This window comes from Corynebacterium sp. Marseille-P4611 (assembly GCF_916618765.1).
In the GTDB taxonomy this organism is placed as follows: Bacteria; Actinomycetota; Actinomycetes; order Mycobacteriales; family Mycobacteriaceae; genus Corynebacterium; species Corynebacterium marquesiae.
The window spans coordinates 1843797-1862621 of record NZ_CAKAKD010000001.1 but is presented as its reverse complement, the minus strand read 5'-3'; the positions used below and the strand labels follow the sequence as shown (position 1 = coordinate 1862621).

At 57.4% G+C, this 18825-nt stretch carries 16 protein-coding genes; 4 read left to right on the top strand and 12 right to left on the bottom strand.

What is annotated here, in order from left to right; all coding sequences use genetic code 11:
• The first annotated feature begins 62 nt into the window (after window positions 1–62).
• Together LG376_RS08955 and LG376_RS08950 are read left to right on the top strand one after the other, a co-directional pair.
• Complete coding sequence (locus LG376_RS08955; RefSeq protein ID WP_225746885.1) at window positions 63–1472, top strand: L-serine ammonia-lyase; 1410 nt, start codon at window positions 63–65, stop codon at window positions 1470–1472.
• Between the two features lie 10 nt (window positions 1473–1482).
• Window positions 1483–2058: a TetR/AcrR family transcriptional regulator gene (locus tag LG376_RS08950; RefSeq protein WP_198493144.1), complete on the top strand. Its 576-nt coding sequence runs from the start codon at window positions 1483–1485 to the stop codon at window positions 2056–2058.
• 26 nt (window positions 2059–2084) lie between these two features.
• Here the strand turns inward: LG376_RS08950 and hisS are convergent, their stop codons facing one another.
• From hisS to tpx, 3 genes are all read right to left on the bottom strand, one after another.
• On the bottom strand, window positions 2085–3374 hold the full coding sequence (gene hisS, locus LG376_RS08945; RefSeq protein ID WP_225746884.1) for a histidine--tRNA ligase: 1290 nt from the start codon (window positions 3372–3374) through the stop codon (window positions 2085–2087).
• Window positions 3375–3379: 5 nt separating this feature from the next.
• Entirely contained in the window at window positions 3380–4015 is a 636-nt protein-coding gene (locus LG376_RS08940; RefSeq protein ID WP_225746883.1) for an MBL fold metallo-hydrolase, read from the bottom strand.
• Window positions 4016–4099: 84 nt separating this feature from the next.
• Window positions 4100–4597 carry a thiol peroxidase gene (gene tpx / locus LG376_RS08935; protein ID WP_225746882.1) on the bottom strand — a complete coding sequence of 166 codons (498 nt, stop codon included), beginning with the start codon at window positions 4595–4597 and terminating at the stop codon, window positions 4100–4102.
• Between the two features lie 142 nt (window positions 4598–4739).
• Here tpx and LG376_RS08930 point away from each other — a divergent pair, with 142 nt between their 5' ends.
• Together LG376_RS08930 and LG376_RS08925 are read left to right on the top strand one after the other, a co-directional pair.
• Window positions 4740–5600, top strand: coding sequence for a peptidylprolyl isomerase (locus LG376_RS08930; RefSeq protein ID WP_198493147.1), 861 nt, complete (start codon window positions 4740–4742; stop codon window positions 5598–5600).
• A 355-nt stretch (window positions 5601–5955) separates the two neighbouring features.
• The gene (locus tag LG376_RS08925; protein WP_049378256.1) at window positions 5956–6261 is read left to right on the top strand and encodes a hypothetical protein; all 306 of its coding nucleotides are present in this window, start codon (window positions 5956–5958) and stop codon (window positions 6259–6261) included.
• A gap of 125 nt (window positions 6262–6386) precedes the next feature.
• Here the strand turns inward: LG376_RS08925 and LG376_RS08920 are convergent, their stop codons facing one another.
• The 9 genes from LG376_RS08920 to ruvB all read right to left on the bottom strand — a co-directional run bounded on the left by LG376_RS08920 (window position 6387) and on the right by ruvB (window position 18819).
• The gene (locus LG376_RS08920; protein WP_198493148.1) at window positions 6387–6959 is read right to left on the bottom strand and encodes a DUF421 domain-containing protein; all 573 of its coding nucleotides are present in this window, start codon (window positions 6957–6959) and stop codon (window positions 6387–6389) included.
• Between the two features lie 97 nt (window positions 6960–7056).
• The gene (locus LG376_RS08915; protein WP_225746881.1) at window positions 7057–9129 is read right to left on the bottom strand and encodes a bifunctional UDP-sugar hydrolase/5'-nucleotidase; all 2073 of its coding nucleotides are present in this window, start codon (window positions 9127–9129) and stop codon (window positions 7057–7059) included.
• Between the two features lie 187 nt (window positions 9130–9316).
• A complete protein-coding gene (locus LG376_RS08910; RefSeq protein ID WP_198493150.1) occupies window positions 9317–11605 on the bottom strand; it encodes a bifunctional (p)ppGpp synthetase/guanosine-3',5'-bis(diphosphate) 3'-pyrophosphohydrolase in 2289 nt (762 codons plus the stop codon).
• A gap of 86 nt (window positions 11606–11691) precedes the next feature.
• A complete protein-coding gene (locus LG376_RS08905) occupies window positions 11692–12237 on the bottom strand; it encodes an adenine phosphoribosyltransferase (protein WP_005324978.1) in 546 nt (181 codons plus the stop codon).
• Between the two features lie 53 nt (window positions 12238–12290).
• Window positions 12291–13721, bottom strand: a complete 1431-nt coding sequence (locus tag LG376_RS08900) for an ABC transporter substrate-binding protein (protein ID WP_225746880.1) — start codon at window positions 13719–13721, stop codon at window positions 12291–12293.
• Window positions 13722–14011: 290 nt separating this feature from the next.
• Window positions 14012–15172 (bottom strand): protein translocase subunit SecF, encoded by a 1161-nt coding sequence (gene secF, locus LG376_RS08895; RefSeq protein WP_225746879.1) that lies wholly within the window; start codon window positions 15170–15172, stop codon window positions 14012–14014.
• 2 nt (window positions 15173–15174) lie between these two features.
• Complete coding sequence (secD, locus tag LG376_RS08890) at window positions 15175–17067, bottom strand: protein translocase subunit SecD (protein ID WP_225746878.1); 1893 nt, start codon at window positions 17065–17067, stop codon at window positions 15175–15177.
• Window positions 17068–17305: 238 nt separating this feature from the next.
• A complete protein-coding gene (gene yajC, locus LG376_RS08885; RefSeq protein ID WP_049378262.1) occupies window positions 17306–17665 on the bottom strand; it encodes a preprotein translocase subunit YajC in 360 nt (119 codons plus the stop codon).
• 74 nt (window positions 17666–17739) lie between these two features.
• Window positions 17740–18819: a Holliday junction branch migration DNA helicase RuvB gene (gene ruvB, locus LG376_RS08880; RefSeq protein ID WP_225746877.1), complete on the bottom strand. Its 1080-nt coding sequence runs from the start codon at window positions 18817–18819 to the stop codon at window positions 17740–17742.
• Between the last annotated feature and the right edge of the window lie 6 nt (window positions 18820–18825).

Below are 18825 nucleotides of genomic sequence, written 5' to 3'. Positions count from 1 at the left end.
CAATAGCGGCACAGCAAGCACCCGATAGCTATCCCTTCAGAAAGGTTCGGCACAGCTTAATTATGACAATTAGCGTCACGGACATCTTCTCCATCGGCATTGGCCCTTCCTCTTCGCACACCGTCGGCCCCATGCGCGCGGCTAGGCAATTCCTCGATTCCTTAGAGAAGCACCCAGCTAAGGTCTATACGGAGTTGCGCGGCTCGCTTTCCGCCACCGGCCGTGGCCACGCTTCCGATCGCGCCGTCATCCTTGGGCTCGCCGGCTGGGATCCGCTGAGCGTGCCTATCGACGCCGAACCTCACGCGGGCGGCTTTATCCCTAGCGAGGGAACCATTTCTGGTCCCCGGGGCACGGTGGACTATGAAATCGTCTTTGATAATGAACCGCTGCCCCAGCACCCGAATGGCATGATTTTTAGCGCCTGGGATGACAGCGGCAACCTCCTAGCAGAGAAGGAAGAGTACTTCTCTGTCGGCGGCGGCTTTATTCTCTCCCGCGCCGAGCTCGATGCGGAAGTCGCCGAAAGCAATGAGGTTCCTGCCGGCGTAGCCGCCGCCCATGTAGATGACTCCGTTCCTTATAAGTTCACCACGGGCGAAGAATTGCTCAACCTCTGCGAGGCTCATGACAAAGCAATTTGGGACCTCGTCCTTGCCAACGAGGAGGCCTTGCACCGCGATGAAGGCGGAGCGGAATACGTTCTGCGCCACCTTGATTTGGTCTGGGACATCATGCGTGAATGTGTGACTGAGGGTATTTCCACCAAGGGCCTTCTTCCAGGTGGCCTGCGTGTGCCACGCCGTGCCCCGAAGATGTATGCCCAGTTGCTAGAAAACCAAGACGATACCAGCTGCGGTTTCTCCGCCATGGAGTGGGTTAACCTGTACGCCCTGGCGGTTAATGAGCAAAACGCTGCCGGTGGCCGCGTCATTACTGCACCTACCAACGGCGCGTGCGGCATCATTCCAGCGGTACTGCATTATGCGCGCGATTTCCGCGCAGACTTCACCCGTTCCACTGCCCGTCGGTACCTATTGACCGCCGGTGCCATTGGCATGATTATCAAAGAAAACGCGTCCATCTCCGGAGCCGAGGTTGGCTGCCAAGGCGAGGTGGGTTCCGCCTCCGCTATGGCCGCCGCAGGCATGGCGGAACTGCTGGGTGCAGCCCCGGCGCAGGTGGAAAACGCCGCGGAGATTGCTTTGGAACATAATTTAGGCCTTACCTGCGACCCAGTCGGCGGATTGGTGCAGATTCCGTGCATCGAGCGCAATGCCATTGGCGCGGTAAAGTCCATCAACGCCGCGCGTATGGCCAAAATGGGCGAAGGCACTCACCACGTGACCTTGGATAATGCAGTACAAACCATGGCTGAAACCGGCCGCGATATGCTCTCTAAGTACAAGGAGACCTCCCTCGGCGGATTGGCCAAGACCATGGGCTTTAGCGTTTCGCAGGTAGAGTGCTAAAAAGGACTCCATGCGCGCAGATGCTCTTCACCGCCGCACCACCATTATCGCTGCGGCCTGCCAGCTCTTTCGTACCCACGGCGATAATGTCGCTTTGGAAAAAGTAGCTACACAGGCTGGCGTAAGTGTGGCTACGGTCTACCGCAATTTCCCCAACCGCGCGAGCCTTATCCGCGCGTGCGCGGAATATATGGGTCATGCCTTTGCCAAGTTTCAACAGCGCCTCATCGCGGACTTTGAAAACTCCACGCATTCTGGAGAAGACTACGTCCGGACCTACGCCACCCATATCCTGACCATGGGACTAGACACACTCATTCCTGCGTTCGTCCCTCAGGATTTGGACTCTCTTAGCCCTGAATTAACCGCCCAGCGCGACCTCCTAGAGCGCAACGGCCGACGGTTTATTGAGCTAGGCCAAGAGCAAGGCGAGATTGGCCCCGGGGTCACCCACCTCCAATTCATTGTGGGACTGCTAAGCCTGGCGCGACCCCGCGAGGTTGATATTGAGGCCAACCAGCCGGATATTCAGGAAAAGATAATTGACCTCTTTTTGGCGGGCATAAAAAGTGGGCACCGCGCCTAAGCGCGATGCCCACCGGCCAAAGAAATCTATGCCTCGACGTGCATTTCCCGAGCAAGTACGGATACTAGGTCAGAAACCTTTACGTCGTGCTGCTCATGGGCGGCAAGGTCCTTGAGCGCAACCGTGCTATTTTCTAGCTCCTGCTCACCCAAGACCAGCGCGAAGCGTGCACCGGCGCGGTCGGCGCCCTTCATCGCGCCCTTCAGGCCGCGGTCTCCAAAGGACATATCCGCAGAGATTCCGGCCTTGCGGAGGTCATTGATCAGAGTGCTCATGGTGCGCTTGGCGGCAGCACCCAGTGCAACGCCAAAGACGTCCACGCGGGACTCTACGCGATCCAGGGTAATGCCCTCAGCCTCCAGCGCCAGCAGGGCGCGGTCGACACCCAGACCGTAGCCGATGCCAGACAGGTCTTGGCCTCCTAGCTGGGCCATCAGCCCGTCGTAGCGGCCACCGCCGCCGATGCCGGACTGAGCACCAAGTCCGTCATGGACGAACTCGAAACAGGTCTTGGTGTAGTAGTCCAAGCCACGGACCATGCGTGGATTAATCTCGTAGGCTACGCCCATATCGTCCAGCATGCCGGTAACGGTTTCAAAGTGCTCACGGCATTCGTCATTGAGGTGGTCGAGCATCAAGGGGGCGTCGGCAAGCTGCTCCTGGACTTCCGGGCGCTTGTCATCCAGTACGCGCAAAGGATTGATCTCTGCGCGGTGGCGGGTTTCTTCATCCAAGTTGAGCTTAAAGAGGAATTCCTGCAGCTTCTCACGGTAAGCCGGGCGGCAATTGCGATCGCCCAAGCTGGTGAGCTCAAGGCGGAAGCCGCTAAGCCCCAGCGCGCGGAAGGAGCGATCCGCCAAAGCGATGACCTCGGCGTCTAGCGCAGGATCGTCCACGCCAATAGCTTCTACACCGACTTGCTGTAGCTGGCGGTAGCGGCCAGCCTGGGGACGCTCATAGCGGAAGAAAGGGCCAAAATAGTTGAGCTTCACGGGCAGCTGGCCGCGGTCCAGATTGTGCTCGATGACCGAGCGCATTACGCCGGCGGTACCTTCCGGACGCAAAGTTACGGAGCGGTCGCCGCGATCAGCAAAGGTGTACATCTCTTTTGACACCACATCGGTGGACTCGCCCACGCCACGGGCAAAGAGCGCGGTGTCTTCGAAAATCGGCAGCTCGATGTGCTGGAAGCCGGAGAGATGTGCCTGCTCCACCATGGTCTGACGCACCTTATAGAATGCGGACGACTGCGGCGGGAAATAGTCTGGGACACCTTTGGGGGCGGACAGGGCTTGGAACTGCTTCTTATTACTCACGGGTATTACAGTACCTCCCTCAATGTTGCGAAGAAGGGATTGGTCGCCCTCTCCTTGCGCATGGTGGTGGTGGGACCGTGGCCGGGCAGAATGTCTAGGTTGTCTGCCAAACTCCACACCGGGCCGGCAAGAGATTTTTGCATGGCATTAGGGTCCGAGTGAGGTAAGTCGGTGCGTCCAATGGCGCCGGCAAAGAGCACGTCACCGGTGAGGGCAAAGTCCTCGGAGACAATCATCACGCATCCCGGCGAGTGCCCAGGCGCGTGTTTGAGCTCAAAGGTATAACCGATAAGCTCCACGGTTTCGCCGTCAGGGAGCTCGCGGAGGTCGGAGATGGGGGTCATATGGGCGGCGTCGAAAAGCTCTTGCGCCTGGGGGGAGACTCCTTCGCCGCTGTCGAGCATAAACTTGTCAGCGGGATGAATATAGACAGGGATGTCGAGCTCTGCCGCCAGGGTGCCGGCATCCCGGGTGTGGTCAATGTGGCCGTGGGTGAGCACGATGGCCTCATAGTCCAAGTCATGCTCAAGGACTTTTCCCGCTGCATCCATGCCGGGATCGACTATGAAGGCGCGGCGGCCTTCCGCAATTACATAGGTATTCGTCTGAAACGGACCGCCAGTAAAACCGTAAATTTCCATACCCACTACCCTAGCTGCCCACATGAAAAAGAGCCGGTCTCCCCCATCTTCTGGATGAGTAGAGGCCGGCAACCGCCTGAAGGCTTAGCGCATAATATCCCAAACCTTGTCGTAATCAAGCTGGGTTACAACGCCTGGAACCATTTGGGTGTGGATCACCTTGTGGTTTTCATCAGCCACCACCACGGAGCGGGCAAGCAGGCCTTCCAGGACGGAATCGCGCACAGTCACGCCGAACTTCTCACCAAAGTCAGAGCGAAATGCGGAGGCAGCGATGACATCATCAATACCGTCAGCCGCGCAAAAGCGCTTGAGGGTAAAGGGCAAATCGAGAGAAACGGAAAGAAGCTTAGTGTTATCTAGCTGCGAAACCTGCTCATGAAAACGGCGCAGCTGATCTTGACAGATAGGGGTTTCGATAGAGGGCAAGATGGAAATAACAAGGCGCGTGCCCGCAAAAGTCTCATTGGTAATCTGACGCAGGTCGGTACCGATAAGTTCAAATTCGGGCAGCGGGTCTCCCACTGCGGGAAGTTCACCAACGGTGGGCGTTGGCAGATCGGAGAAATCTGGTTCAGCCATAGAAACCAGAGTACTTATGATTGGGCTTAAAAGCTATTAACTTGCCCTATTTTCATGCCGACGCCCTCACGAGAGTATCCAACCGCTAGAATCGGTCAGGTTGAATCATGCCACCGATAATCGCTAGAAAGGTTGACTCCCGGTGCCAAATAATCAAAAGCGCGGCGAAGAGGCGCTGAGCAAGCTCGAGCGCGAGCTGAAATCCCGCGAACGCAAGCAAAAGGCACGCCCGCTCGGCGTTGTTGCCGCCTCCCTCGTAGTAATTCTCGCCCTCGTCGGCGGAATCTACTTCTTGTCCACCCGCGAAGGCGACGATGAAAACGTACAGGCTGAGGAGTCTTCCGCAGCTGAGACCTCGCAGGAAACCCCACAGGCGCAGCCCATCGCTGACAAGCGCGCTAAGGCCCTGCCGGATACTGTGACCTGTAAGTATGAGGACAACGGGCAAGAATCCAACGGCGCAAAGAAGCCGAACGGCAAGGATATTTCCACCAAGGGCACCGTCACCGTTTCCTTTGAAACCAACCAGGGCACCATTGAGATGGAAATGGACCGCGCCAAGGCGCCATGTACCACCAACGCTATTTCTGAGCTGGCCAAGTCGGGCTACTACGACGACACCGTCTGCCACCGTATGACCTCAGGCGGACTCAACGTACTGCAGTGTGGCGACCCAACCGGTTCCGGTTCCGGCGGTCCTGGTTTCAGCTTCCCCGATGAGTACCCCATCGACGAGGTGGACGAGAAGGACGCACAGAACCCTGTTGTCTACCCGCGCGGCTCCGTCGCCATGGCCAACAGCGGCCCGGACACCAATGGTTCCCAGTTCTTCCTCAACTACGACGATTCTGAGCTGGCCCCGAGCTACACCTACTTCGCCACCATCACCGACAAGGGCATGAAGACGATGGATAAGATTGCCAAGAACGGCGTCGAAGGCGGCCAGCCAGATGGCAAGCCAGCAAAGGAAGTCAAGATTAAGAAGGCAACCGTCAAGGCTTAAGCGGCGGAAAACCCTGCTTGGCGACGCCCCCCTTTGCCCCACCGCACCACACCCTCTAACGGGGGCGGGCACAAAGCCCCGGCCATTCACCACACATTCCGTAGATGAATGCGCCGGGGCTTATCCTTTCCTTAAATTATGCTGAGCCCGATTATGAGGGTTAAGCTGCAGAAACAGGAGAACACTAAAATTCCTCTAGATCACAAGAATCACAGTAGTAAACACGCAGCACACAGCGGGCTTTCAGCTAGTTCAGCCAATGAGCAAAAACCTGCCGATACTGTTGCGGAAGCCTGTCAGCCTGTCTAGTATTTGAAACGTCTTTGAACACACCAAGCTTGTTAGGAATCAAAAAATGAAGCTTTTCTCCCGCAAGGCACTTGTTGCTGGCGCAACCGCTCTGTCCATGACCTTTGCTGGCACCACTGTAGCTACCGCTGCTGAGCCAACCACTGCTACCGAGTCCGTAGAGGCTAAGCCGGCAAGCACCCCGACCAAGACCAAGCCGTCTGAGGAGCCAAAGGAAGGCTCTTCCATCAAGGACTTGGATCCAAATGAAATCAAGGCTTGGATTGGCGTATTCACCGCCGTCATCGGCGCTCTGGGCACCCTGTTCGCATTCGCAAACAAGTACCTCGACCTGCCTTTCGGCACCAAGTAAGGTCATCGCTTCATAGCGATTCTTAAGCCGCTGCATTCCAATAGGGAGTGCAGCGGCTTTTTCATAGGCTTTTGAGCAATCGGAAGTATTGCCCGACGCTTGTTTTTCAAGGTCTAGAGACTCATCTAGGACTCTTTGGCGTCCTCAATGTACTCGGCCCCTACGAGATCCTTGAAAAGCTCTGGGTCGATTATTTGACCGACCCTGATGACAGAGATATGACCCGTGGGCTCAAGGATCATAATCTGGACGTCCTGCATGCGGCTAATGCCTGCCTTGCGGGCAGCAGAATAAATATCTGACTTAGTAATATGTGCCAGGGTTAAGTTCTCCTCAACCATCTTCCCGCGAAAGACTAGGAGAACTGGGCGCCGGTCAAGAAAGCGAGTCCACTTCACCACTTTGCGGATAGTACCAAACGCGGCCTCTAGAGCCATCAGGGTAGTCAAGCCGATGACGCCGGCGGCCAGGGTCGGTGGATTACCCACAATGACACGGCCTGCAACCGCGCCAAACATAATGATGATGATGGCATCTGAGGCCGTCATAGAGGTAAGGACGCGAGAGCCAAATACCTTCACCAAAATCATGAAGGATAGGTAGATACCCAAAGTCGCCAGCACGACAACGGGAATACGGTGCCATTCAATACCCAGCTGATAAGTAATCTCGCGCAGGAAGAGTTCTAGAGTATCCACGACTGCTTAGGTTACCCGGCAGCCGCGAGGTATACAGAAAAGGCGGAGCGTCACTCCCCCGTTCAGGAAGAGCCGCTCCGCCTAGTGCTGTGCTGTCCTAGATGTGGAACTGCTTGCGCAGGTCCTCAATCATCTTGCGAGCTGGGGCAGGAAGAATCTGCGGGTTCATGCCCACAACCGCAACGCCAGCTACCAGCGCTGCAACGATGGCAAATACTGCGCCGCCCACGGAAGAGCCGTTGGAGGACAAGGAAGAGCCCTTTGGCGCAGGCTTAGCTCCCGGCTCTTCGGAGCCCTCGCCGCTTACCTCGAGTGGCAAAGTTGCCTTAGTTCCGGCGTCGGTGGTGATTTCTAGGTTCTGGGTACCGCTCAGGTTCTCTGGAACGGTGAGCTTTACCGTTGCGCGACCGCGCTCACCAAATTGCGCATCGCCTTCTTGCGCAGCGTTGTCGATGTCGACGGTCTGCTCAGCGTCACCCAGCTTCACGGTTGCCTTCTTGGCCATCGGTTCGCCCTCGGTGGAGTAATTAAGGCTAGATAGATTGACGGTGATTTCTTCACCCGGCTTCACGTCACCCTCAATGTGTGCACCGATCTGGCCCTGGCCCGTGCGGATCTCCGATTCACCCGACTTGATGTAATCAATCATGGCCTGAGTGTCCATGTAGCCCACATCGTTCTTGTCCTTGATGGAACCAGCGTTGAAGTAGCCGTCACCGCCGGCTTCTTCGTCACTGGAAGCAAGGAACGAAGACAGCGCGATGGAATAATCCTTCTTCGGGTCAATCTGTTCACCGTTGATGGTCACGGACTTTACCCGCTCGCCCTTGCCAGCCTTCTGGTCGTAGACAACCTGAACATTATTAGAAAGGCCCATGGCCAGGCGTGGACGGCTGCCTTCCTGCCACTGGTTGTCCAAAGCATTGATGAACTCCTCGCCGGAAATTTTTGCGGTAATCACGGAGTTGCCAAACGGCTGCACCTCAAAGACGTCCTTGTAGGTAACGTCACCACCCTTCAAGTCGGCCCGCACACCACCGGCGTTCATCACACCGATCTCGATATCCTTGCCTACCTGCTTGCTCATGGCATAGCGTTGGCCTTCTGCGATGAAGTTATTGAGGGTGGATTCTACGCCACGGTTGGAGCCTGCCTCTGCGCCTTCGTCAGAGCCACGGAACAGGTCCTGCTTGACGGTTCCTGCAGTCTTAGAGCCTTCTACCTCGGCTTCCTTTTGTGCCTTCTCAACGACGTCCGCAATCTCGGCATCCGGCCCAACATCGGCAGCATCCGTAGCATCGTACTGGCTGAGCTTGATTTCGGTTACCTTCTTGGCGGACTTGTCAAAGGTAATGTCGACGTCGTTGAGCAACTTGCCATACTCATGACCCTGCGCCCACTGCAATGGAAGGGCACCTTCGCGCGGGATTTCGCCCTTGGTGCGCTGGTGAGTATCGCCACCGAAGAGCACGTCTACGTCTTTATTGAAGCCCTCGGCATATTCTTGGGCATCCTCGTGGAAGAGCGCGACGACGACGTCCGCCTTGCCAGATTCCTTCAGGCGGGTGGCCTCTTCATTCGTTGCCTTTACTGGGTCCGTGAAGGTAACGCCCGGGATCTTCGCCGCGGATACCTTGTACTTGGTATTTTCCGTCACGGTTCCGACATAGCCCACCTTGACGCCGTCCACCTCTTCAACGTGAGAAGGCTTGAGCAAGGGTTGGCCATCCTTAAGCACGTTTGCACCCAGGATGGGGTACGTGGAGCTCGGCTGAATGCGCTCGGTGAGATCCTTGGTGCCCTTATCGAACTCGTGGTTGCCCACCGCTGACACCTTCATGCCCATCTTATTGAGAGCCTCAAGGGTGTACTTGTCATCAGAAATTGCAGATACGAAGGCGGAGCCACCCACGTTATCGCCCGAGGAGGTCAGGTTGAATTCCTGATCCTCATTTACCTGTTTAATGAGGGTCTGCAGACGAGCTACGCCGATCTCATCACCGGCCTTGGCTGGGTCACCAATCTTGTCTTCCAAGTGACCGTGAATATCGGTGATATTGGTGACGGAGATGGTGGTCTTGTTTTCCTGTGCCACCGCCTGCGCGCCGGAGAGAGCAACAGCGGAAACGGTAGTGGCGGCCACAAGCTGGCCGATGCGACGGAACTGCATTGAAGTACTCCTAGATAGTAGAAAGCGACAGGATAATTTATATCGCTTCGCTAACTACTTGGCAGGAGAAATTAAGCTTGCTTGCTGGAGCTTTACCTTGCAGCAGTCAAGAATTCACACACAAGTAACCTCCCCGATGCCTTTGCGTTGCTTGCCCCGCCCCTCCTTGAGGGTGGGGCACAGCGCCTTAGGCGGTTACGCGGTAAACGTCAAAGACGCCTTCGGTATTGCGCAGTGTGGTCATCAAGGTTCCCAATTGCTTGGTATCCGAAACGGAGAATGTGAACCTTACCGTCGCAATATGGTCATCGCCACGATTAGAGTTCATGGTCAAAACGTTGATGTTCTCATCGCTCATTACCCGAGTGAGCTCCGAAAGGAGGCCCTGACGGTCGAGGGCTTCCAATTGCAGCGTCGCCGAGAAAGCGCCCGTTGCGGAGGTACCAGAAGACCAGGCCACCTCCAACATGCGCTCTGGTTCTGCCTTGAGCTTTTCCGCATTAGTGCAGTCGGCTCGGTGCACGGAGACTCCCCCACCACGGGTAACGAAACCGAAAATGGCATCGCCCGGCACGGGCTGGCAACACTTGGCAAGCTTTGCCATCACATCGGGGCTGCCTTCCACCAAGATGCCAGTGCCCGATGCCGAGTCTTCAGTGTGTTGGGCGCGGGAGTGCTCAATCTCAGACAGTGGCGTGCGCGAGGCCAGGGTGTCAATGGCATCGTCTTGGTCGCCGAACATGGCAACCAATTGGTTGGCCACGTGTTGAGCAGAAACGTGGCCCGCGCCGATGGCGGTATACAGCGAATCGACGTCGGCGTAGTGCAGCTGCTCGGCTACCTGCTTCATGGAGCTGGCGGTAAACAGGCGGTGCATAGGCAGGCCGCCGCGCTGGACTTCGGTAGCCAGGGCATCGCGGCCGGCTTCCAAGTGTTCTTCGCGGCGTTCCTTGGCAAACCACTGCCGCACCTTGGTCTTGGCGCGAGCGGACACGAGGAAATCCTGCCAATCGCGGGACGGACCAGCATTGGGATCCTTGGAGGTAAAGATTTCCACCTTGTCGCCGGACTTTAGCTTCGATTCAAGCGCGACGAGCTTGCCATTGACCTTGGCGCCGATACACCTGTGCCCCACCTCAGTATGTACTGCGTAGGCAAAGTCCACCGGAGTTGAACCGGCAGGCAGGTTCACCACATCGCCTTTCGGAGTAAAGGCGAAGATTTGCTTGGCGGTCAGGTCGTAGCGCAGCGAGTCGAGGAACTCGTTGGGATCGGCGGCTTCCTTCTGCCAGTCCAGAAGTTGGCGCATCCAAGCCATCTGGTCCACTTCTTCCTGGTGGCCCGAGTTCTTGCCCTTGGTTTCTTTGTAGCGCCAGTGAGCGGCCACACCGAACTCAGCGTTGTAGTGCATCTCGTGGGTGCGTACCTGGACCTCTAGCGTCGCGCCACCATTGCCCAGCACGGTGGTGTGCAGCGACTGATAGACGCCAAATCGCGGCGAAGAAATATAGTCCTTAAAGCGCCCGGGCAGAGCTTGGTAGATCGAGTGAACCACGCCAATTGCGGCATAACAGCTATTGACGTCCTCTACTAGGATGCGGATGCCCACTAAGTCAAAAATCTCCGCGAAGTCCCGGCCGCGTACGATCATCTTTTGATAGATGGACCAGTAGTGCTTTGGTCGGCCCATAACTTCGGCTTCAATGCCGTTTTCCTTCAGCGCCCCACTGACCTGGCTAATGATCTCCTTGAGCGCGCGATCGCGCGAGGGGGCGCGATCTGCCACCATGCGCACGATCTCGTCGTACTTCTTTGGATACAAGATGGCAAAGGACAGATCTTCCAGCTCCCACTTCACGCTGGCCATGCCGAGTCGGTGAGCTAGCGGCGCGATAACCTCGAGGGTTTGCCGCGCCTTCTTAGCCTGTTTTTCGGGCGGAAGGAACCGCATCGTACGCATATTATGCAGGCGGTCGCTGACCTTAATGACCAGGACTCGGGGGTCGGTGGCCATGGCGACAATCATCTTACGAATGGTCTCGGCCTCTGCGGCCGACCCCAGTGCCACCTTGTCCAGCTTGGTCACGCCATCGACCAAGCGAGCCACCTCCGGACCGAAGTCTCGGGTGAGGTCCTCTAGCGAATAGTCCGTATCCTCCACGGTGTCGTGCAGCAGTGCTGCGACGATGGTGGTGGTGTCCATACCGATCTCCGCCGCGATCGTCGCCACGGCGAGCGGGTGGGTGATATACGGCTCTCCGGATTTGCGAAAGACACCCTCATGGAGCCGCTCCGCGGTGTCATAGGCGCGATTGAGCAAATCAGCATCGGCCTTGGGATGAAACTTGCGGTGAATGGACATCAACGGGTCCAGCACCGGATTCACCTTGACTCGACCGCCGGTAAGCGAACGAGCGAGGCGAGCCGACATGCTGCGCATTCCGCCGCCGGACTGGCGCTTTACGGGTTTGTCCATGGCCAAATCTACCGCCCTTCACAGTGCCACGGGCCTTGTGGCCTCATGTCCATCTAGATCGTGGAATCTAGCTTAGGCATCCCATCTTAGTCTGTGGCATTCAACACAATGAGCGGCGGGCCGGATAAGCGCTCACGACCGTTGAGACCCTTGACTTCCAACACCACCACATTGCCAGCGACTTCGGCACCTGCGGACTCAAGCAAAAGCTTGGCACCGTGGAGGGTGCCACCGGTGGCCAAGACGTCGTCGACAAGCACTACGCGCTTGCCCTTGATGTCGACGCCGCTGGCTGGAATCTCCAGCGCCGCAGAGCCATACTCCAGCTCATATTCCTCGGTATATACCGGAGGGGGAAGCTTGCCCTTCTTGCGGATGGCCAGGATACCCAGGCCCATCTTGTAGGCGACGGCCGAGCCGAGGAGGAATCCACGGGCGTCTAGGCCGCCAATCATATCTGCGCCCAATTCCTCGCAGGCGGCCGCCAAGCCGTCCACTACGGTGCGAAATGCCTCTGGGTCCGCCAAGACTGGGGTGAGGTCCTCAAAGAGGATGCCCTCCTCTGGGAAGTCTTGAACGAGGCGGACCTTGTCCTTGAGTGCCTGTGCTGCTGATTCGTAGTGCGAACTCATAATCTTCCTTGAGAAATAATTGCGAGAGGTCATAAACGCCCGATATTCGGGGCCTATTCCTTGTCCGTTGGGACGGTGCTGTGCCAGCGGTCCATATTCCAACCGATACCCGAGACGCCAGTGTACGGCAGGACACCCTCCACGTCGCGGCGGACGAGAAAGACGCGCGGCTGCGCGGAGAGCGGAATGGATGGCACATCCTTCCACAGAGCCTCTTCTGTTTTCTTCAGCTCCGCAGAGTTCTTCATGCTCGACTCCACCGTGGAATACTCCGTCTGGGGATCGACCGGTCCGAGGAAGGCATCGACGGTAGGCGCCCAGGTTTCCGGATCCATTTCCAAGTAGTGCTGGGACATGAACTCCGCAGACGCGTCCTCGATGGTGATACCAGCCGGCTCACAGGATGCTCGCAGTTGTTCCACCATGGCGGCGTAGCGTTTGTCTGGCCCCAAATAGCCGACCTTGATGGTTGTACCGTTGAGGTCGCCGGCCTTGGCTAAATCGGTGCCTTGGTGTTCCTTACCTACCTTGTCTAGACCGCCGGCGACCGGGTTGGTCGCGGAAACGGTACGCAGGTAGGCCGGTGGCACCTCCACGCCTGAGGCCGCTGAGCTTGCTTGCGCAACGGCCTGCTGATCGACGCAAGCGGCAAAGCTCTCGCGTGCCCACGGCTCCGCGAATATTCCAGCTTCAGATAGCGTGAGAGTGTCCGTAAGCTCGCCAACCATTGGAGTGACCTCGTAGGGGGACTCCCCTGACTCATCCTTCGCGCTGTCCAGCCAGTCAGGATTTTCGCTTGCAGCATCCACTACGCGCAACGCGCCATTATCTGCGAGCTTTTGTGCGTCAGCATCCGAAGGCCAGACCACAACATGTTCCTCGGCGGGGGCGTCTCCGAAGTACTTTTCGTTTGCTTTAAGAATGATCTCCCCTTCGTCGCCTACCTTGTCAATGACATAGGGTCCGAAGGAGACCTGCAGCTCGGGATCTAGTTGATCCTTGTCCACGGAAAAGCCATAGCGCCATTCCTCAGCAACCGGCGCGAGCGCCTGCATGTCTTCTACTGTCAGCGCCGCGTTGAGTTCCTTAACGCTCAACCCGGGCTTTTTGGCTAGGGCATGGGCCGGCATGATCGTGCCGGCGCCAAACATGTGGCGCCAGCGCTGTCCCTGATCCTTGTTAAAGGTCAAGGTGAACGTTTTGCTTTGGGGCTCACAGCTAAAATCTGCGATGTCATTCATCAACGGCATATGGGAGGCAAATTCAGCTGGATGGGTACCGGCCACATACGCCAGGAAGTAGTCGTCACAAGTAACGGGGGCACCATCGGAGAAGACGGCATCCTCCTCCAAAGTGAGCTGGACGCTGCGCTGGTCACTGCCGGCTACAGGCGGAAGCTCTTCCGTCTCCACTAGATCCGCATTGGGAATCAGCTCGCCGGACGGGCCGGGCACAAAAAGGCCCGGATAGAGCCGCGTTGACAACAAACCGGCGGAGGTAGCATCACCAAAAGACGTGCCAGCATTTGTGGTGGCCAGGCGGGAATTTACTTGGTAGCCAAAGTATCCATAAGATTCTGGCTCCTGGGGAGCACTAGATGAGTCCTCCTCGCTGCCCTGCCCGCTACAGGCAGAAGCAGCTAGAGCTAGAGCTGAAACGCACGAGGCAATAGCCTTCCTTCCCCAGTGTCGATTTCTAGAACTGCTCTTTGATTTAAGCACCGTAATTTGCCCTCGCTTCAGCTACAAGTCCGCCAAAATTGTACTACCGGAGGTTACCGGCCCGGGCGCCAGGTTGCGCCAGGGTGCCCAGTGGACTCGGACGGATCATCTTCAATCTCAGCCTGGGTGGACTTTGCGCTCACTGGTGAGACCACGGTGCGGGCGGAGGATGCTGCGCCAGATTCTGCCGCGGCATTCTCGTCCTTGCCAGCACGGTAGTCCGTGACCCGCTTGTTGTGACGCTTGATCCTCTTAGACATGTTGGCGAAGGTCACAACCAAAGGCGTAGCGAAGAAGATGGAGGAGAAAATACCCTCGACCACACCGATGAGCTGGATGAGCGCCAAATCGCGGAGGGTACCGATACCCATAAGCCACACAGCTACCACGAAGAGCGCGATGATAGGCAGCGCAGAAATAACCGAGGTAGAAATCGAGCGCATAACGGTCTGGTTAATAGCCAAGTTTGTCAGCTCAGCATAGGTCTTCTTGCGTTGGCCCTCGAGGCCTTCCGTATTCTCGTTGATCTTGTCAAAGACGATGACCGAGTCATACATGGAGAAGGTCAGGACGGTGAGCAGACCAATGATGACAGCCGGGGAAACTTCGAAGCCAAAGAGGGCATAAATGCCGGCGATGATTACGCCGTCTGCAATCAGTGCGATGATCGCGGCGAAAGCCATGTTCTTCTGCAAGCGAATGGCCACGTAGACGGTCGCAGCCACCAAGAAGACCAGCATGGCAATGAGCATGCGCTGGGTAATAGAAGAACCCCAGGATTCGGATACCGTGGACGAGCCAATGGCGTCTGGGGTGGCCTTGCCGTTTTCATCCTTCGGCTGGAAGTTGTCATAGATAGCCGCGCGGGCCGCATTCACATCCTCTTGGCTCAAGCGCTCAGAAACGATTTCCAAGGTTTCGGAATCGCCAGCGCCCACGATGTGAACCTGCTCGGGCTCTACACCGGTGGAGTCTTCGAAGACCTGGCTTACCTCATCTTCCTTGAGGTCGCCTGCCGGCATCGACAACGTGGTGCCGCCTTCGAAGTCAATAGAGAGCGAGAAACCACGAATGAGGATCGCGGCCACTGCGGCCACGATAAGTGCTGCAGTGATGCCGTACCACAGCTTGGTACGGCCGATGAAGTCATAACCGCGCTCGTCCTCGTAGAGGCGGTCCATCCGGGAAATCTTATGCTTAGTCGAAACAGCCATGCTTATTTCTCCTCATCTTCCGCAGCATCTACGGGACGTGCGGTACTTGCGGCAGAATCTCCTGCCGTTGCTTTGGTGGCTGACTCCTTCGCGCTCGCGGACTCAGCAGCGTGTGCTTGACGACGTCCCGAGCCGAAGTAGCCGCGCTCACGGCGCTCTTCCACCAGTGCGTAGATACCACCGAGGCCGTTCATCGAAGGTTTAGCAGCAGCCGGACGGCGGCCGACCAGCTGCATCAGCGGCGCCATGACCAGGAAGGATACGACCAGGTCAAATACCGTGGTAAGGCCCAAGGTAAAGGCGAAGCCCTTCACCTCGCCGATGGCGAGGAAGTAGACCACAACAGAGCCAATCAAGGTCACCGCGTTACCGGTCACAATGGTGGCACGAGCGCGCTCCCACGCCTTTTGCGTAGCGGAGCGGAACGTGCGTCCCTCGAGGAGCTCATCCTTGATGCGCTCGTAGTAGACCACGAAGGAGTCAGCGGTTGCGCCCACACCGATGACCAGACCGGCGATGCCGGAAAGGTCCAGCGAGTAACCGATCCAGCGGCCCAGCAGAACCAGGGAGCCATAGGTCAGGAGGCCAGAGGCAATGAGGAAGATGAGGGATACGCCGGCAAGCGCGCGGAAGTAGTACAGCGAGTATGCCATCACTAGTACTAGGCCAACGAGGCCTGCAATGAGGCCGGCCTGCAGTGCGGCCTTGCCCAGTGTGGGCGGAATGGACTCGACGGTGCCGCCTGGTTCGCCATTTTCACCTGCGAAGGACAACGGCAGTGCGCCATACTTCAGGTTATTTGCCAGACTCTGTGCCTCTTCCTGGCTAAAGTCACCAGTAATGGAGGTGGCAGAGCCTACCGGGGTTGCACTCTGGATAACCGGTGCGGAAATAACCGCAGAGTCAAGCGTGATGGCAACCTGGTCCTTAAGGTGTTCCTGCGTCAGGTCTGCCCAAGTCTGAGAACCGTTCGGACCATCACCGGTCTTGAAGGAGAAGTTGATCTCCATCTGGCCAGACTGGCCGTTGAGACCGCCTTCGATCGGAGAATTGGTATCGATCTCGTTACCGGTGAGGCGGGTACCGTTTTCGTCCTTGATGCCATTGAGAAGCGGTGCTGGCTCCAGTACGTACGGGTTGCCGTTGGAGTAGTCACAGGTAACAAATGGCTTGGCAGGATCGTCGGCTCCGGCCAGGGGATCGGTACTGCCTTGGCAGGTCATCAGCGCAGAAGCTGCAGCCTGGGTGGTCGGATCCTCGGACTGACGGTCCTTCAGCAGCATTTCCGTTACTTCATCGCGACGCTTAGTCTGCTCAATAGAGTTGCTTGGCTCCCCAAGCGGCTTGGCGCTGACCTTGGGAGCTTTCTGTTTCTTCGGCTCCTTACCAGTCATCTGCGCTTCTTGCTGGGCGATGGCCTGGGTCATCTGCTCCATCTGCTTGTTGGCCTCGTCTGCGCTGAGTACGTCGTACTTCACCCAGCGGTTGGCCATATCTTCCAGCTCCTTATTGAGCTTTTCCATATCCGGCATGGATGGCTTAGCCACCGGACGGAAGAACAGCTGCGAGGTTTGGCCGACGGCCTGCGCTTGGGAGGCATCTTCTCCCGGAACGGTAATGACCAAGGTGTTACCGTTGATGACAACTTCGGAACCAGAAACACCCATGCCGTTGACACGCTGTTCCAAAATGTTGCGTGCTTGCTTGAGTTGGTCTTGGGTGGGTTCCTCGCCTTGCGGCGCCAGCGTTACGCGGGTGCCACCCTGCAAGTCGATGCCGAGCTTCGGGGTGCCTTGACGGTTACCAGTTAAAAAGATAAGCGCGTAGATAACAACCACAATGAGAACGAAGAGCGCGATCGCGCGCTTCGGCCATTGGCGTTTGCTATTTTTCATAGCGCCACGGGTTTTTGCGGACAACGATAATCTCCTGTGCTGCTTATAACAGGGTGTTTAAACATTAAATACGGCCCAGCCACATGGCGCAGGCACGTTAACAACGCACAATCGTACGTCATCAAGCGGAATTTTCCTTAACGAGGTCCGGAAAAGACTCAAAGTGTGATGGGGTCTACGCTCCCCGAAGGCCCCACCCACCTAGCAAACGTTAAGGCAACTCTTAGGAAATAGCGGCCTATTTCTTCTCCTGGCCGTCAAACGGAGGATATTCCTCATCTGGCAGGTTATCTGCCGCATCATTCTTGGCGTCCCCAGCAGCAGGGCGCTCAAGGCTATTGGCTTCCTCCTCCGTGCGAATGACGGCCATCTTGTCAAAAGTAACCACCACACCAGGGGCGATTTCTAGATCCACATCCTTGTCGCCAGTGCTGCGCACCACGCCGTGCACGCCGCCCGCCGTAACGATGGCGTCGCCCGGCTGCAGGGAATTCTGGAGGGCCTGCATCTCATTTTGGCGCTGGCGCTGCTTTCGCATGGCCATAAACGAGGGAACGACGAAGAGGATGCCAATAATGATGAGAATGATGATTTCCATAGCTCCCTAGTGTGCCAGACGGCGGTGCGCACAGAAACCCCAAGGGGGCATCGCCAAGCAGGCTAGCCCTTAAATTAAAACAGCCCGGCCGCGCCCTCCGGCGGAGTAAGCCCTAGGTGTCGCCATGCTGCAGCGGTAGCTACACGGCCGCGTCCCGTGCGCGCAACCATCCCGGCACGCACCAAGTAAGGCTCACACACTTCCTCTACCGTCGAGGGCTCCTCGCCCACTGCGATGGCCAGTGTGCTCACGCCCACCGGTCCGCCGCCGTGCCCCTTAATCAGGGCATTGAGCACCGCTCGGTCGAGGCGGTCAAGTCCCATGTCATCTACGTCAAAGACTTCGAGCGCTCCCTGGGCCGCGCTGAGATCAATCAGCCCGGTGCCATTGACCTCGGCATAGTCACGAACGCGGCGCAGCAAACGGTTAGCAATACGCGGGGTTCCGCGCGACCTAGAGCCAATTTCTACCGCCGCATCGTGGTCAATTTCCACGTCCAAGATGTGGGCGGCGCGCTTGATCACCTGGGTGAGATCAGCCGTGTCGTAGTACTCCATCTGCGCGGTGAAACCGAAGCGGTCGCGCAATGGGCCCGTGAGCATGCCGGCGCGCGTAGTCGCACCGACCAAGGTAAAAGGCGGGATCTCTAGCGGAATGGAAGTAGCACCGGGCCCCTTGCCCACGATGACATCAATGCGGAAGTCCTCCATTGCCATGTACAGCATTTCTTCTGCTGGCCGGGCAATGCGGTGGATCTCATCGATGAACAGGACATCGCCTTCCATAAGGTTGGAAAGCATTGCGGCCAAATCACCGGCGCGCTCCAAAGCGGGCCCGGAAGTCATACGCAGCGAGGTGCCCAGCTCCTGGGAAATAATCATCGCCATTGTGGTCTTGCCCAAACCGGGCGGCCCCGAAAGCAAAACGTGGTCGGGCGTCACCCCACGGTTCTTTGCCCCCTTAAGCACAAGGGAAAGCTGCTCGCGTACCTTGGGTTGGCCGATAAACTCCTCGAGCGACTTTGGACGCAAGGAGCGTTCAATATCATGCTCCTCGGAGTGCGCGGTGGCATCCACATCGCTATTGCGCTGGGTGGCGTGTGCCGCGTCGACGCTCTCAGAGAGATTGAACTCGGTGCGCTCAATATCGGACATGATTGT